Raw genomic sequence first — 15,666 nt, forward strand, 5'->3', positions numbered from 1 at the left:
CCTTAAGGCGTATAAATTATGTTGAAGTAAATTCCCTTATCTTGCAGATTGTCGCCTTTATCGCTAATTCTCACCAAAGGGAAAGCGTAATCTACCCGCAGGTTCACTCGCTGTATCGGTTCCCAGATTACCCCCAAACCCACACCTGCTAAAAATGTCTGATTGGTTAATGTATTAGGATTGTTCGCAACGTTCCATACCGTACCTGCATCCAAAAATGGAGCTAATTGTAGTTTAGGATTTCCCGAAGCATCGCGCTGCAAAGTAATCCGATCTTCGATGGAAACTCTGAAGCCGTTATCGCCAGAACGGACATTTTGGCGGTAGCCGCGCAAAGATTGCCCGCCGCCAATTACAAATTGCTGGGAAGGCAACAAACTATTAGCTGACAACTGCAAGTCTGCCTGCAAAATTAATAAATGTTTGTCATTCAATCGCTGTACTCGCTGCACTTGACCCAGCCAACTCAAAAATTGTCCGTCCGGGTCAGAACCTTCGTTTTGAGTAGCATCAAACAAGCTAGTGCCGATCGTAAATTGCGATCGCAAGGCCCAAGCGCCCTGCGGGTCGCGCCGAATGTAGTCCTGTCCCAGCTTAATTGCGCTCGTAGTGGTGACACCATTGGAGTCCGGGCCGATGCCAAAAGCATACGGTTCGCCGGCGAGAAAAGTTCTGCCTGTCTGATAAGTAAAACCCGCAGATAAGGCAAATTCTTCGATCGGGGTTCTCCGCAGTGGCTGGCGGTAACTAACTTCAAATAAATGGGATTTTCCCGAAATGTCAAAAGCGTCAAAAGGTGCTTGTACGATACTGTTGCGGTTCGGTGCCGCCCTCAATTGCAAAGTGCCGTTCATCGCATTTAGCGGCACGCGATAGCTGAAATCAAACACGTCTGAATCGCCGAGCGATCGATAATAAGCCGCCGCAAGTTCGTCGCCATTTCCTGTTATATTGCGGTGCCGCAAACTAACTCCCAATCTTTCGGAACCGACACTGGGAGGCGAGTAATTGTCAATGCTGAAACTAGGTTGAAATGGATTAGCTTCCGAGATTCGGACTATCAGAATGCTCTCGCCTTCATTATCCCCAGCCCGCAGACTGGCTTCTACATTGTCAAATAAAGGATCGACTCGCAGCAGCCGGAGTTGGTCTTCTAATGAAGCTGTGCTTAAAGGCATTCCGGCACCGAGTCGAATCCGGCTGCGGATGTAACTCGGATTCAATCTTTTAGTTCCTTCTACCTCAATTCGGGCTAGCTTGCCTTCAATCACTTGAATTTGGACTACCCCTGCGGTGATAGTTTGGGGCGGCAAGACTGCTCTCGAAGTGATGTAGCCACGATTGAGGTAAATTTCGGTAATTTTGTCAGCGATTTGTTTGAGCTGTTCTAGGGTGGTAGAACGGCCTTCTAAGGGGTTGACTAAGGCATTAATTTCATCTTGGCTTAAAATTGTGCTGCCAACTACTTGAATTTTCTGCACCTCAATTGGTGTATTCGGCAGCGTTGGGGGAACTGGTGACGGGGACGGCGGCGCTACTGTGGGTGGTACTTGGGGAGATTCTGGGGAAGGCTGCGGGGCCGGTTGCAGAAATCGATCGCGATTTGGATCTGGCTGAGTTGGCGGCGACGGTAACAGCGGATCTGGTAGTAGATCGCGGTTTAAGTCGGGCGGGAGGTTTCCCGGTGGCGTCTGCGGGTTCTGGGCTAAAACATGATTACAATTTAGCTGGTTCTGACATTGGGGATCGTTGTCAACCAGATTTGTTTGTTCGAGCAAGATGCCCGCACCACAAGCAGCTTCATCGATTGTGGAACAGGCATCTTGGCTGTTCTCGGCAGGGTTAGATTGTGTTTCTGGTTCAGGGTTGGTCTCGATGGAATCGCGAAGCTGATTTAAGTTGGTAGCTGTTTCATCATGCTTTATTTCCAGTTTTTGCAGTGCTAATACTTGATTGCCCCTATCTGCTGAGTTGTCAGTGGCGACAGGCAACTGAGAAATATCCTTTGTTTGGGATATAGCTTTATTGGTGTAAAAGCAAACCATCGGGAGCGAAGTTAGAAGTGAAATCCCCAACCGAAATAGTGCAATATTTGCATTCGGGCGCATAATTAATAATTTCTCTAAAATAAGTTTGTCGGCTGCTTGACTATGCCAGTTTATCATTTAGTATTAGGCGAAATTTGACCATCAAAATCTTCACAGTCCGCCTTTCAAGATGCCAGAAGTCCGAACTGCTTGCCGATCGGTACACAAAATTTAATTTATTTAGCACGATCGACGAAACAACCCGCAACAGCCAAAAATCATCTGTGGCGCTGCCAATTACCGCGCTTTAAACCGAGTTTGTCGTACTTGCTGCACCAGTCATACCATTTGAGATTTGAGATTTGGCAATGACTCACCCAAAAACGGATACTGTGCCCCGAACGCTCATCAGCGTAGATCCTAAAATTTTAGACTCCTGTTCGAGATTCCAGATTCAATGCAACAAGTAAATCTAAAATCTAAAATCTAAAATCTAAAATCGGCTGACTGATGGCTATCATCGTTTGGGGCTTGCCTACCGTTGCATTCTTTTTTGAAATTGGTGCTGAATTATTTTTTTGTGATAGGCATTAACTCACTTGCGACTAAGGGTTCTTGGGCTATTTTGCCGAGTTCGACTGAGTTCAAGAGTGCTGACCACTTGAGCGCTAAACTGGCATCGCTGGGAGACTCGATACGCAATTGAGCTAGAGTTGCCAGGTACTCGTACCAAAGACGTTGTTGGGCGAAGATACTGAGCTTGGTGCGATCGGGCGATCGATCCAACTCTGTTTGCACGGTTGGGGCGAGTGCGGTGCGGTTGATCCACCCGGAAACGAGAACATCATCTCTTGTATTTTTTGGGTTGCATTTGATAGTAAAGTACCATTGATAGTTTTTGCCAACTTCCAGCGCTGGCGAGTTGTCGTCGGAGCCGAGGCTGACGCTAACTACACCTGCACGGCTAGTTACCATGCGAAAACTTTTCTTGTACAGTGTTTTGTCTCTTTGGTCTGCTAACTCAAACTGAACTGTTTTGTCGAGGGCTATAGGAAGGTAGTAGAAAAATGTTGGCTTTGCTGATATGGTTTGCCCCATAGTTGATTGGGGAATCAAGGCAGTTAAGGCAGTTGTGGCCGTGGGGCATTCTAAGCCGCGGGTTCCTCCCCCTTCACGCCTTCCGGGTACTCCGTCCTCCGGCGGTTGAAAGGTATTCCACGTGGAACCCGTTGGCTGAATGTTCGGTCTGTTTCCGCTGGTTTCAGGGGGTTGAACTGTTTGCAAGTTGAGGGGTAGCTGCCGTGGTGGGGGGCGCTTGACAACGTTTGCGGGGCTGTTGAGAGCCTCTGCTGGTATTAAGAAACTACCGGCGGCAACTGCCTCTAAAGACAGAATTAATGAAAAAGCACCGATATTTAGAGCAGACTTCAAAGCCATGACGAACCTGCCTTTTGATGAACCTAGGAACTTTATCGCACGGTTTTATTCTATCCAAGGTTTTGACGGATATAGTAATCTGTTGTACTTAATTTATCTCTTTAGGCAGATACGATTATTTTTGTCGCTGTGCTCAACATATAATTCTGTGTCGCCTTTGTCAGTGGTAGCTTAGTAGTTATACTTACTTCCATTCACGGCACCAGGTTGGGTTGAGCTTGTTAAACCCAACTTTGACAAAGACTAATATTCGGGTTCTTTTAACTCTAGCCAGAGGATACAGCGCGTTTTTTCATAAAAACACGCGGTTGATGCGTCAATCCTGAATATCAGGAAACTCGGCAATTTTGCTGGTTAACCTCAAGCGATCGGCTACAAGTTACAAATCAGGTTTTCTGTACAATACCGGCAAGAAATTTAGCATGAATCTCGATTCACCTGTTCTCTCGGACAAACAGCCTTCGGGGCTGCGGATGGTAAGACCCATCGGAGTCTTGGCACTGCACGGCATTGCTTTTTTAGGAAATAGGTTGTTCGCTGTCGATCGCGCCGAAGGGCTGCTATTGGAGATCGATCGAGAAAGTGACAACACTACTGTTTTGAATCCTTATCAAACGGCTAAGTTTGCGGGCGCAACCGGGCTGGCTATTTCGGAAGATACTTTCTGGTTTGCGCGGGATGAGGATATTTGTTGCTGTCGGGGCGCAGTTCGGGATGGGGCGATAACTGAACTCAAACCGGAACATTTTGTTTCACTTTCTTATCCTGCTGACGGGATTGCTGTGTGGAAATCTACGCTTTATGCGACTTGCCAGAGATTAAACTCGATTCTGGTTTTTGACCTGAAAACTGGTCGAGAAATTACTCGGTTTTACGCTCCCGGTATAGGGGTGGAAAATATCACAGTCCGGGATGAGGAAATTTGGGTTTGCGACAAGACTGAGCAAACTGTTTACTGTTTGGAACGGGGAACTGGGGAGATTAAATTTAGCGTTTTGACTCCCTTTGAGTCGCCTTCTGGTTTGGCTTTTCACAAGGATTCCGAAACGGGAGAGGAGGTTCTGTACGTGGCTTATGCCGGGGATGAACTTTACATCCGGGATGACCCGAATTCGGAAGATCCTTTTCAGTTGACAAAGCGCGATCGCACTTTTATTCAGCCTTTGTCTTTTCACTACAATGAAGCCGAGCGCTACGCTCTGTCAAACGGTTTTTTGATGGAAATGTCTTATGTGGAGGAACTGTCTCCTCTCGATGAGGTAGAAATCGAAAATTTGGAGTGGCGGATTGCTTTGCCTTCGGAAACTCACCGGCAAAAGGTCAGGAAAATTACGCCGATTGGAATGCCTTTTACTGAGGAAATTCAGGAAGGGGAACGGGTGGCGGTGTTTAAGTTCGATCGGCTGCAACATGGGGAACGCCGAATTTTTGGCTGGAAGGCTTTGTTAGAAGTTCGATCAATTAAGTATCAGTTGTCACCTAGGGATGTCGAAAAGATTCCCAAGCTGTCGCCGGAGTTTGCAGCTAAGTATTTGGTGGATAATGACAATTTAGCGATGGATACGGAGATTGTGCGATCGGCTGCTGTGGCTGCCATTGGCTCAGAAACTAATATTCTGAGGAAGTTACTTAGCATTCGCAATTTTGTTTACGACCAACTTTCTTACGGGATTAGGCCTCACATTGACACTCCCGATATTGTATTACGCCGCGGCATCGGTTCTTGTGGCGAGTACGTGGGCTTGTTGTTGGCTTTGGCTAGGTTAAACGGGATTGCTTGCCGCACGATCGGGCGCTACAAGTGTCCGGCTTTTGCTGACAGAAAAGGTGTGTCGCTGGAGCCGGATTTCAATCACGTTTGGCTGGAATTTTACATTCCGGGTTTTGGCTGGGTGCCGATGGAATCTAATCCTGATGATATTCAAGACAGAGGCCCTTATCCTTTGCGATTTTTTATGGGTTTGGCTTGGTATCACGTAGAAATTGGCAAGGGAATTCGGTTTCAAAGTCTCACGAGCGGCGGTCTCCCTTTGAACAAGGAGGATGTTTCCGTGGGGAGTCTGGCAATTAATCATGTGAGGTTTACAATTTTGGAAGATTTGCCAGCAGTTTGAATCGAGTGTTAACAATTAACAGTTAGCCGTCTATATTCAACTGTTAATTGTTAACATTTTTCATCTAAAATCGAAAGTAGAAAATGTAACATCAGAGGAAGAGGGGTTGTGGAATTTTCGATTGCTAATATTCTTGTTTTAGTGGCCTTTGTACTGCTGGTGACGGTGACTGGCGGGGTTGCTTATTTGACGGCGGTTGAATGGCGCGATCGCAGGCGGTTAGATAAGGCTAAACGGAAAAAAAAGTAGCTTTTTGCTGTTGACAAACTGCATATTTTATGATACATACCAAGGCTACCCAACCAGGTCGCCTTGTTTTTTTGATTTGAAATGTTTTCACCGCAGATGATATTAAGTTCAGTAACATAACCGTTATAGGTTCGTAGCCACGCCGTTTATGATTCGGCCGTTGAAACAGCTACAACACAAACAAAGTCCGCGCAACGCGAGAGTAAAAAATAAACAGGGTACTTAACCCGGATTTGGTTTCGCGGGCGAGACGCCCGCGCCACAATAAATACACCACAACGAACACAGAGGAAAAAGGGGATTTTGGATTGGGGAGTTTAAGTCCACTGTCGGAAAAATGTATTTTCTTGCCAAGCGGCGGCGGTGCGTTTTTCAAGTGCTGCCATTTCTGTTTCGTTCAGCGGTTGGAATGCTTGGGCGACTTTTAAGTTTTCTTCTAATTGCTTTACTGAGTCGGCAGCGATGATGCAGCAGTTAACGCCGGGAAGTGAAAGCGTGTAGCCCATTGCTTGGTGCATTCCATCTAAAACACCGTTCTCAAATAATTTGCCGTAAGCGGGTATTTTCATGGCTATGACGCCGATGTTTTTGGCTTTGGCTACTGGTAAAGCGCTGGTAACAAAGGAGCGCGGGTGATGTTTTTCGGCGGCGTTGAGGGAGATTAATGTTGTGTCAAAAGGATAGCGCTCCAAGCCGGCCACAATGATAGCAGGTTCGTGGTGTCCGGTTATGCCGGAAAAACGAATTATTTTTTGCTCTTTGGCTTCTTCGATCGCCTTTATTGCTCCTTTGGCACTGAAAATTTGGTCTAATTCGGCTTGGAATGAGACGTGGTGGAGTTGCCACAAGTCTAGTCGATCGGTTTTCAATCTTTTGAGCGATCGCTCTAAGTCTCTCCACGCGCCATCTCTGTCTCTGGCGGAGGTTTTTGTGGCTAGGAATAGGCGCGATCGATATGGTGGCAAAACTTTGCCTAAGTTTTCTTCGCTGGGCCCGTACTCGGCCGCCGTGTCAAAATAGCGAATGCCTAGTTCGATAGCGCGTTCAATTTGCGCCGCTGCTTCTGCTTCTCTTCCCTTCTGCGACAGCGGTGTTTGTCCGCCTCCCCCCAAACCGAAAATCGGTACTTTCACGCCGGTGTTGCCTAACAGTCGTTCTGGCATTTTTACTGTGGCAGCCGCCTGGTTATTGGGTGCGGCTGCGATTTCCCGATCCTGCTGTTCGATCGCCTTAGCGCCTGCAATGCTGCTGGCAACTGCTATACTGCTCAATATAAAATTGCGACGAGTCTTTTTGCGGGCCATTGTTTCCGTCTCCTCAGAATATGTGAGAGAAATTAACCGCGTTTGTGTTGGCACAATACATAAACTTTTACTGCAAATCGGATAATTTTCCCCCTCTCCGAAGGAGGAGATGGCCGGGGGAAAATGATTTATGTGCCGATCGACTATTGGTCAATTATCCATGCGCGAATCAGTTCGTTTATCTGTTCTGGTACTTCGTCGTGGGGACAGTGACCAGCTTTGATAAAGTGTTCTGTTAACTGCGGATAGTGTTTGCGAAATTTAGCGCTTCTTTCTGTGGAATTCATCCACGGATCGCCTTCTCCCCAAAGCATTAGCAACGGGCAGGTTAATTGACTAAGTAATACGTCAATTTTTTCGCCTTGGGGTGTTCGGAATACGGAAGCGAATACTTTGGGGGCACCGGGATCGCAGGAGGGAAGGTATATTTCTTCTACTAATTGGTCTGTGACGGCGCTTTGGTCGAGATATACTTTTTCTAGAGTTTTGCGAATTGTCGATCTCTGGCGCACGTACTGGAATAGCAGAAAACTTGCCCAATCTTGCTGAAATAAGGTTTTAGCTACTGCAGATATGGCTTTTTGCAAGGGCGGGGCTTCGGGTGCGGGCTGCGGTTCGCTGAAGGGGCCGGCGCTGTTGATTAGTATGAGTCCGGCTGCTGATTCGGGGCGCTGGGCTGCTACACACAAGGCGGCGTAGCCTCCGAGGGAGTTGCCGGCTAGTACGGCTGGCCGGCCGATGATGTTGGTGATAAAGTCGTGGAGTTGGTCGCGCCAGAGGTCGCCGCTGTACTGCAATTCGGGTTTTGCCGATCGCCCAAATCCGATCAGGTCGATCGCCCACACTTCAAAGTCTTTGCTCAGCCCGCTGATATTTTTGCGCCAGTGGTCTGTGGACGCTCCAAAACCGTGAATTAACAGCAGGGGAGGGCGTTCTGGATGCCGATCGCTGGATCGAACGTAGTATACTGAGTGCCCCCGCCACTGCCAGTAAGTGCCGGCTATGGGGGCTGTGGTGAAGGCTGGGTTTGCTTGCATAATGTAAAGAAATAATTATTTACTTTAACTATTGTATCGCGACGCTCAGATTTATAAAGTTTGCCATCCGCGCCGAGGTTCAGCTAGCAAAGGATTCGTCAATGTGAGCGAGTTGAGAGCTGGCGCTCTTCCGCACTCAGAATTAATAAGTTTTGTAACGAATATTGATTTTGTGAGGGGCGCAGCAATGGGAGATGTTTTGCCAGATCCCATTTAGGAAAATAAATCGGGTTTTTGCTGCAACATACCTAGGTATGATGATTCTGCTGTGTGTCGGTAAGAGATAGCTCTGGGGCGATGGGTGCAAAGCTTGGCGGCCAGGGTCGAACCTGATGGGCGAGGGTCAAGGGATCGACTTTTTTATAGTTATTTGCGAGCTTTTCCAGGTGGGGATCGTTTGTTAAAGAGGTGTTGACGGCGTGGGGGATGCAGCGAGCTGTTTGGTTGCGAGTTGGCAAAAGCTGAAATCAAAAAATTCGTGGCTGGGAGAAGTTATAAGTAAAATTACCGATGGTTCTCTGCAGAAGTTTCTCAGAATCGGTGAATATTTTGTGACGTTGTTTGCTGTTCTTAATTGCTTAGATACTCTAATATAGAAGTAGAGCTGCGCCGCTCAATTAATTAGCATTTTGAATACTAGGGAGCCAACTATGCAGGGTGTGAACTTTATCCACCTGAAAGTTAGGGAGTTTTCTGAGTGATTGCTATTTCACCTCGTCCCGTCGGACGCAATTGGATTACGATTAGCTTCGCTTCTACTCTATACCTTTGTCCTATTTTGGATCTGCTCCTAGCAGAGGTGCCAGATTACTGGCAAGCGGAATTGCGGTTGGGGCTTCAAGAAGCTTTGGTAAATGCTGCTAAGCATGGAAACAAATTAGACCCCGGTAAAACTGTTGGAGTCCGTTTTTCGATCGTTCAAAACCAATATTGGTGGGTGATATCGGATCAAGGTTCTGGCTTTAATGCCCCTTGCAGTTGTAACCTTTATACCGATGATTGCGACAGTCTCCTAGCAGAGGACGTTTCAGATAACTCTGGACTACCCAATGTGGAACAGGAATGCGGTAGAGGCTTGTTTATTCTTTACCAAATATTCGATCGGGTAGAGTGGAATTCTCAAGGTACAGAGTTACGGCTGTGCAAAGAACTTCCAAGTCGCTACCGACTGCCTCGCTTGCGCTAGCAGCGCTATGAAAGCAGCATTTTTCATCTCAGCTAGACCTGGAAAATTTTTCGTTTCCGGACTGAAGTTTGCAATGAGAATTTGAACGCTCTGGCTATTGATAGCTGATCATAATGCAAAATCTGAGTTTTGAGTTAAAAAAGTATAAATCTTTTGAACTCACAATCGCGCTGCTCGATCGATCGGCGCGATTGTCTAATTTTTGAGCGACTAATCAAACCAAAACTCAAGACTCTATACTCAAAATTATTTGCCGTGGGTGGGACAGGGAGGAGCAGATATCGATCTATCCAGCCATCCTGCTGCTTGGTTTAAGCGCGGGAGAGCTTCTTCGGGCTGTTTTTTGAGCAAAAAGACCAAAGCGGCCGCAGCTTGCTCGCAGGCCCGCGCGGAACGGTTTGCTTTGAGGCGGTGCCAATCTTTTTCGGGGATGGCGAGGCGCGCGGCTAGAGCTTGGGCTAGTTCTACCGTGCTCAGCTCGTTGAGGTTGACAGTTTGGGTTGTTTGTGTAGTTTCAAGCATAATTGGCAATTATAGGGATTTGGCTGCCGTTTCTGAATTTAAAAAATATACTGCATATAATAACAACTTAATTGGAAATCGGTTTTTTTTATTATTGTCAGGTTTGCAGATCGAAATGCCTCAACAGCCGTCAGAGTTAAATCCGGAAGAGCAAGAAAGTGAGTTTGTTCAAGCGATCGCAGCAGTGGAGCGATCGCTTGCGGCAGTCAAAGAACGGTACACTCAAATTCAGGTCGATCGACAGCGCCAAGTCGAACTCGGCCATCGGCGCGAAGAAATCCGCCAGTCGGGACGCCAAAATCCATTGCCGCAACTCAAAAAAGAATTGCGGGAAATTGAGCAAGAATTGGAAACTATCGAATTGAATTTAGAAAGCAGCCTGTTTTCTTGGGGAAGCATAAAACAACCTTTTTGGCAAGCAGTTCGCTTTGGGGGACTCGGCATTTTGATCGGTTGGATTTTGAAATCCTATGCAGGTTGAACAAGGTTGGGATTTTTGATTTTTTTATTTACCGCAGAGGGCGCAGAGGACGCAGAGGAAGAGAAAAGAGAGAAAGATGGTGCAAAATAAATATTAAATAAACAGGAGTGGATATGAAAAATCAACGAATTGCAGCAATTTTGCGCGCAGGTGAACCCGACGAAACTGTAACTGTTCAAGGCTGGGTTCGCACTAAGCGCGAATTGAAAGAATTTGCCTTTGTCGAAGTCAACGATGGTTCGGCGATGGCTAACTTGCAAGTAGTCATAAATTCCGATTTGCCAGACTTTGAAAATGTACTGAAACAACTGAATACAGGTGCATCTCTAGAAGTGTCGGGAGTGCTGGTAGCTTCTCCAGCAAAAGGACAGCGTATTGAGTTGAAAGCCTCACAAGTGCAAGTTTACGGTGATGCAGACCCGCAAACTTATCCGTTGCAAAAAAAGCGGCATTCCTTTGAATTTTTGCGGACAATCGCGCATTTGCGGCCGCGCACAAACACCCACGGTGCTGTCTTTCGAGTCCGCAATGCTTGTTCGGCGGCGGTACACCAATTTTTTCAAGAACGCGGTTTTTTGTGGGTTCATACTCCGATTATTGCTGCTAGCGACTGCGAAGGTGCGGGGGAAATGTTCGCCGTTACCAACTTTGATTTAAAGAATGTGCCGCGCACTGATTCGCAAGATGTTGATTATGCTAAAGACTTTTTTGGAAAGCGCGCCTATTTAACAGTTAGCGGCCAGTTGGAAGCGGAAGTTATGGCGATGGCTTTCGGAAATGTTTACACTTTCGGGCCGACTTTTCGAGCGGAAAATTCTAATACTTCGCGACATTTGGCTGAGTTTTGGATGATTGAACCGGAGATGGCTTTCTGCGATTTGCAGGGAGATATGGATTTGGCTGAGGCGTTTTTAAAGTACATTTTTAAATACGTTTTGGAGCGATGCCCGGAAGATATGGAGTTTTTCAACGAGCGCATTGACAAAACGGTTTTGGCTACTGCTCAAAATATCATTAATAATCAGTTCGAGCGGATTACTTATACGGAGGCGATCGCACTTTTGGAAAAAGCCGACAAAAAGTTTGATTTTCCTGTCAGTTGGGGTTTAGATTTGCAGTCAGAACACGAGCGTTATTTGGCTGAGGATTTGTTTAAAAAGCCGACAATTGTTAGCGATTATCCAGTCGGGATTAAAGCATTTTATATGCGTTTAAACGATGACGAGAAAACCGTGCGAGCAATGGATGTTTTGGCTCCTAATATTGGGGAAATTATCGGCGGTTCGCAGCGGGAAGAAAGGCTGGATGTATTGGAGCGACGCATGGAAGCGCAGGGTATGAATAAGGAGGAATTGTGGTGGTATTTGGATTTGCGCCGCTACGGTACTGTCCCTCACGCTGGGTTTGGTCTGGGATTTGAGCGGTTAGTGCAGTTTATGACGGGAATGGGGAATATTCGGGATGTGATTCCGTTTCCGAGAGCGCCTTTGAGTATTGATTTTTAGTTGAGGATTGTTGGTAGTGAGGACTAAAGTCCGAGCGAGTTTTAGGAGGACTTTAATCATCACTACAAACACCTTCTCTTCCAATCTAAAATCTAAAATCTAAAATCTAAAATCTAAAATCTAAAATGGTATGAGCTAATGGTTCTTAAAATCCCATCGAGTTCCAAAGCACCAACTGTCACCTGGGAAGCCTTACCAGCCGACTTTGTATTACCGGACGATCCCGTGGAAAATATTCAACAACCACCCCTTGCGGCCGCTCTCACCGATGCTCTGGGAGTCGCTGGACTTATTGGGCCGATCGCCCTAATCGGTTCCAATTTTGGACTGGTAGCGACTGTAAACAAGCAGACTGTAGTCAAAGCACCGGATTGGTTTTACGTGCCGCAAGTGCATCGAGTCGCAGAGGGCACCATTCGCCGCAGTTACACGCCGAATCTGGAGGGTGCGCCGGTATCGGTGGTGATGGAGTTTTTGTCTAATGAAGATTACGGGGAACTGTCGGTGCGATCGACTCCTCCCTACGGCAAGCTCTACTTCTACGAACAGATTCTGCAAGTGCCCACCTACGTCACCTACGATCCCTACGAGCCCAAGCTGGAAGTGCGGTATCTGCAAAATGGAGCCTATGAAACGCAGGCTGCTGATGCTGACGGACGGGTGCGGATTCCAGAGTTAGATTTGTGGCTGGGGATTTGGCCGGGGGAACGGCTGGGCCAAACTATCAACTGGCTGCGCTGGTGGGATTCGCAGGGAAATCTGCTGCTGTGGAGCTCGGAACAGGCCCAACAGGAACGCCAGCGGGCCCAACAGGAACGCCAGCGGGCGGATTTATTGGCGGCAAAGTTGCGCGAGTTGGGTGTCGATCCCGATCGGCTGACATGAAATTTCGCCATGTTTGTTAGTCGAGTTTTTCCAGGCGGGCGATCGCTCACTTGCAGTTTACCCAGAATGTTGTTGACGTGAGAGTTTACTGTTTTTGGGCGATCGTCCTGGATGGCGGCAATTTCCCGATCGGTCAAACCTTTTGCAATACCACGCAGGACTTCTGGTTTGCGATCTATCGGTTATTGATATTACATATCTGTGTCATCTGTGGCGATAATCCTATTAGAAATTTGCTCAACTCCCGGATAGAGTTGTTCTAAGAAAGAGATAATACCATCCAACCCCTTTTCTAAAAAATCTTCAGGTATAGGCATATAAATAACGTAATAAGCTATTCGTATTAATACTAAACGCACAATACTTTCAACCCGTTCAAGTAGCCTCTCATATGCAGGAGCATGATTGATCCCTTTATGAATTAGTGGGTTTCTAACTAAAGTGTAGAGATCTTCTATATCTTCACGCATCCACAGTCTGGCTTGCTCGTATGTATAAGCATCGCCTGCTTCAATTAAATTTTCCATGCCCAAGCAGAACATAGAAACTCTGTAGGGGATTAAGTGTATTGCTATTCCGGGAGTGTCTTCAGGCAAAAGAATGGTATCGAGAATAGTCCAGTAAAGTCTAAACCGTTCTGACAATTGTTCGGCAAAATACCCTTGTCTATATAGCTTGATGCAGTGAATTAAATCTTGAGCCAAACTACCGAGACTATCATTGAGTTGAGCTCTGTCTGACACAATCTTAAACAATCTGCTGGGGAGAGAAAACAGCTTTTCAGTCTGCTCAGTCAAATCAAACTCAGTTGTACCTCGCCATCCAGCTAAAAGAACTGTTGATATAGACCAAGGCTGTTGAAGAGCAGGGTCGCTGCTCTTTTTACAAAAACAAACCGTTTTCTTATTACGTTGTCTGTGAAGCTTTATCTGATACTGATAACCAGAGTTCATAAAGAAAAATTGAGACTCTATGGTTTCAAACAGAATAGTGATAGCAGTAGTAGCTGCTTGATATCCATTTCTGGCACTTATATTCGCTATAACAGCACAGGCATCTACTGCGTCAGTCGAAAACATAATAACAGGTTGTCCCATATTTTGTAATGTACTTTGAATAGAGATAGACTCTAAAATTTTGGCTGACAGAAATTTGATTTCGTATAATTCACTAGCAGAATTATTTTGCTCTGGGAAAAAAGCTCTAGGAACATTATCAGAAACTTTTATACCCTCAACAGGTAGATATACAGTCCATGTAGAAATAGGAGGAAACTGACTATCTAAATAATGAAATAATTTTAAGAAGTGTATTGGATTCATTAAAACTTCTTGCAATGAATTTAATTTATGCTCAGATATAATTTTTGTAATGCTACCAAGAAAAAAACGGGAGAACTCCAGCAATACATTGGAGGAGTTACGGGCGAAATACTGGGTTTCAAATTTTTCACTATCAATTTCAATAGATTTTAAAGATGCTATTTCTTCAGCAGCTTTTAGAAATACGTCACGCAGAATAAAACGAAGTTCTTCAAAATTATTGTTTGCTATCACAACCTCAATAATTTTTAAGTAAATTTCTTCAGAATTGGAAATGAGAAACTCAGATGTTGGAATTGGGTTGTAGATTTGTGCTTCGTTTACTAAATTAATATACTGACTTGACCCAATCTCATTTTTCTGAAATTCTTCTGGTATTTCAGTATGTATAGGAATATTGATTATCCTCTTTTGCATCATGCAGAGAAGTGGATAAACAGTATTTTTTACATAAAAATTTAGTTGTTCCTGTGAGGTAATTCCTTTAGCCCGATTAACAGCCAGAGCAATTTCCAGGTTTTCCCTGAATAAATTAACCAATTTGTTCACCACATCTTTGATTATATTCTTTGGAAAAGTTACACTCTCTTTAAAGTAAGATAGCACTAAGATGTTTCTAACTCTTAGGGCTAATTTATAAACAGGCCGTTCACCATAAATATTTAACTCCTGAACATTATTTAAATGGGCTATGTACTCATTTATCAGAGAGGCTTCTGTGCGTCTGGGATGAAGGTTTACTAATATTTTATGGAGCAACTCACTCAGTTCATACTGAACTTTTGAAAGTTTTGGTTCTACTTCACTCTTAATGTAACTTAGATGAGAAAACTTGACTCGCTCCTCTGCTTGGAACGTTTGAATCTCTTCTTCTAACGCTTGTGGAGATGGTTGTAATTTCTCATGTTCTTCAACTTGCTTGTCAGGTTCTGAACCTGGAGAAACCGATTGGCTTTGTGTGAGTGCCTCACAAAAAGGAGAGTTATCTTGTGGAGATCTTCTATACTGCTCTTCTTCCATAAATCTATCAAGAAGCTCCTCTAAAATTTCCGCCGATAGTTCTTGGGGAATTCTATCTAGACATTCACAAATTAGAAGAGAATTTGATAAAGCACCTGCTTCAATATTAAATGTTTTAAAAATTTTATTAAATAAAATTAGGTGACGGCTTGAAGTAATGAAAGTATCGACAATTTTGTTTTTATATTTTTTAAATCCTGAGTGTTCCTTAACATAATTCCAATGCTTATTATCGTATAATAAACGAAGCTGTTCATCTATAGAAGTCTGTTTCTCCTCTATTAACCGTTTCAATAGCCCTGTTATCAAAGCAGATAGAAATTGATTTTGAATTTGATAAATATAATCCTCATAAGGATGCGGATGCCCGGAAGTGAAAGTTATTTTATATTTTGCATTAAGCATGGATGGCTATAATCTTGTATTTAACAAGGTACTTTACATATATTAAACTACTAGAATATTTTTGGTAAAAATAATTTTATTGTTCTAGTTTGTGGGTCGGGGTGGGGCGGGTCACAGATGCTGGACTCAATCGCAACTTTTCAACGCCGCACCCACCGACTGCTGCGTGATG

Annotated in this window: 12 protein-coding genes and 1 pseudogene; 6 read left to right on the forward strand and 7 right to left on the reverse strand. The window is 45.1% G+C overall.

Annotated elements, in window-relative coordinates:
- Nucleotides 1-2: 2 nt before the first annotated feature.
- A complete protein-coding gene (locus QUA23_RS11420) occupies nt 3-2,165 on the reverse strand; it encodes a ShlB/FhaC/HecB family hemolysin secretion/activation protein (RefSeq protein ID WP_333076085.1) in 2,163 nt (720 codons plus the stop codon).
- Nucleotides 2,166-2,597: 432 nt separating this feature from the next.
- On the reverse strand, nt 2,598-3,464 hold the full coding sequence (locus tag QUA23_RS11425) for a DUF928 domain-containing protein (protein WP_333076086.1): 867 nt from the start codon (nt 3,462-3,464) through the stop codon (nt 2,598-2,600).
- A gap of 422 nt (nt 3,465-3,886) precedes the next feature.
- On the opposite strand from QUA23_RS11425, the gene QUA23_RS11430 reads away from it, so the two are divergent.
- Together QUA23_RS11430 and QUA23_RS11435 are read left to right on the forward strand one after the other, a co-directional pair.
- Entirely contained in the window at nt 3,887-5,578 is a 1,692-nt protein-coding gene (locus tag QUA23_RS11430; protein WP_333076087.1) for a transglutaminase family protein, read from the forward strand.
- A 108-nt stretch (nt 5,579-5,686) separates the two neighbouring features.
- On the forward strand, nt 5,687-5,827 hold the full coding sequence (locus QUA23_RS11435) for a hypothetical protein (protein ID WP_242717219.1): 141 nt from the start codon (nt 5,687-5,689) through the stop codon (nt 5,825-5,827).
- Between the two features lie 317 nt (nt 5,828-6,144).
- Here QUA23_RS11435 and QUA23_RS11440 read toward each other — a convergent pair whose 3' ends face one another.
- Both QUA23_RS11440 and QUA23_RS11445 read right to left on the reverse strand, forming a co-directional pair.
- On the reverse strand, nt 6,145-7,185 hold the full coding sequence (locus QUA23_RS11440; RefSeq protein WP_445243491.1) for an aldo/keto reductase: 1,041 nt from the start codon (nt 7,183-7,185) through the stop codon (nt 6,145-6,147).
- An 89-nt stretch (nt 7,186-7,274) separates the two neighbouring features.
- On the reverse strand, nt 7,275-8,168 hold the full coding sequence (locus tag QUA23_RS11445; RefSeq protein ID WP_333076089.1) for an alpha/beta fold hydrolase: 894 nt from the start codon (nt 8,166-8,168) through the stop codon (nt 7,275-7,277).
- A gap of 697 nt (nt 8,169-8,865) precedes the next feature.
- Here QUA23_RS11445 and QUA23_RS11450 point away from each other — a divergent pair.
- Nucleotides 8,866-9,354: an anti-sigma regulatory factor gene (locus QUA23_RS11450; RefSeq protein WP_333076090.1), complete on the forward strand. Its 489-nt coding sequence runs from the start codon at nt 8,866-8,868 to the stop codon at nt 9,352-9,354.
- A 246-nt stretch (nt 9,355-9,600) separates the two neighbouring features.
- Here QUA23_RS11450 and QUA23_RS11455 read toward each other — a convergent pair whose 3' ends face one another.
- Complete coding sequence (locus QUA23_RS11455) at nt 9,601-9,876, reverse strand: DUF6439 family protein (RefSeq protein ID WP_333056391.1); 276 nt, start codon at nt 9,874-9,876, stop codon at nt 9,601-9,603.
- 115 nt (nt 9,877-9,991) lie between these two features.
- Here QUA23_RS11455 and QUA23_RS11460 point away from each other — a divergent pair, with 115 nt between their 5' ends.
- The 3 genes from QUA23_RS11460 to QUA23_RS11470 all read left to right on the forward strand — a co-directional run bounded on the left by QUA23_RS11460 (nt 9,992) and on the right by QUA23_RS11470 (nt 12,747).
- The gene (locus QUA23_RS11460) at nt 9,992-10,357 is read left to right on the forward strand and encodes a DUF2203 domain-containing protein (protein WP_333076091.1); all 366 of its coding nucleotides are present in this window, start codon (nt 9,992-9,994) and stop codon (nt 10,355-10,357) included.
- Between the two features lie 113 nt (nt 10,358-10,470).
- Nucleotides 10,471-11,862: an asparagine--tRNA ligase gene (asnS, locus tag QUA23_RS11465; RefSeq protein ID WP_333076092.1), complete on the forward strand. Its 1,392-nt coding sequence runs from the start codon at nt 10,471-10,473 to the stop codon at nt 11,860-11,862.
- A gap of 138 nt (nt 11,863-12,000) precedes the next feature.
- Nucleotides 12,001-12,747: a Uma2 family endonuclease gene (locus tag QUA23_RS11470; protein WP_333076093.1), complete on the forward strand. Its 747-nt coding sequence runs from the start codon at nt 12,001-12,003 to the stop codon at nt 12,745-12,747.
- A gap of 50 nt (nt 12,748-12,797) precedes the next feature.
- Here the strand turns inward: QUA23_RS11470 and QUA23_RS31045 are convergent.
- Both QUA23_RS31045 and QUA23_RS11475 read right to left on the reverse strand, forming a co-directional pair.
- Nucleotides 12,798-12,926 (reverse strand): annotated as a pseudogene (locus QUA23_RS31045) (helix-turn-helix domain-containing protein); the annotation flags it as partial.
- Nucleotides 12,927-12,938: 12 nt separating this feature from the next.
- Complete coding sequence (locus QUA23_RS11475) at nt 12,939-15,494, reverse strand: hypothetical protein (RefSeq protein ID WP_333076094.1); 2,556 nt, start codon at nt 15,492-15,494, stop codon at nt 12,939-12,941.
- Between the last annotated feature and the right edge of the window lie 172 nt (nt 15,495-15,666).

It is taken from the genome of Microcoleus sp. Pol1C5, assembly GCF_036701115.1.
Classification (GTDB): Bacteria; Cyanobacteriota; Cyanobacteriia; order Cyanobacteriales; family Microcoleaceae; genus Microcoleus.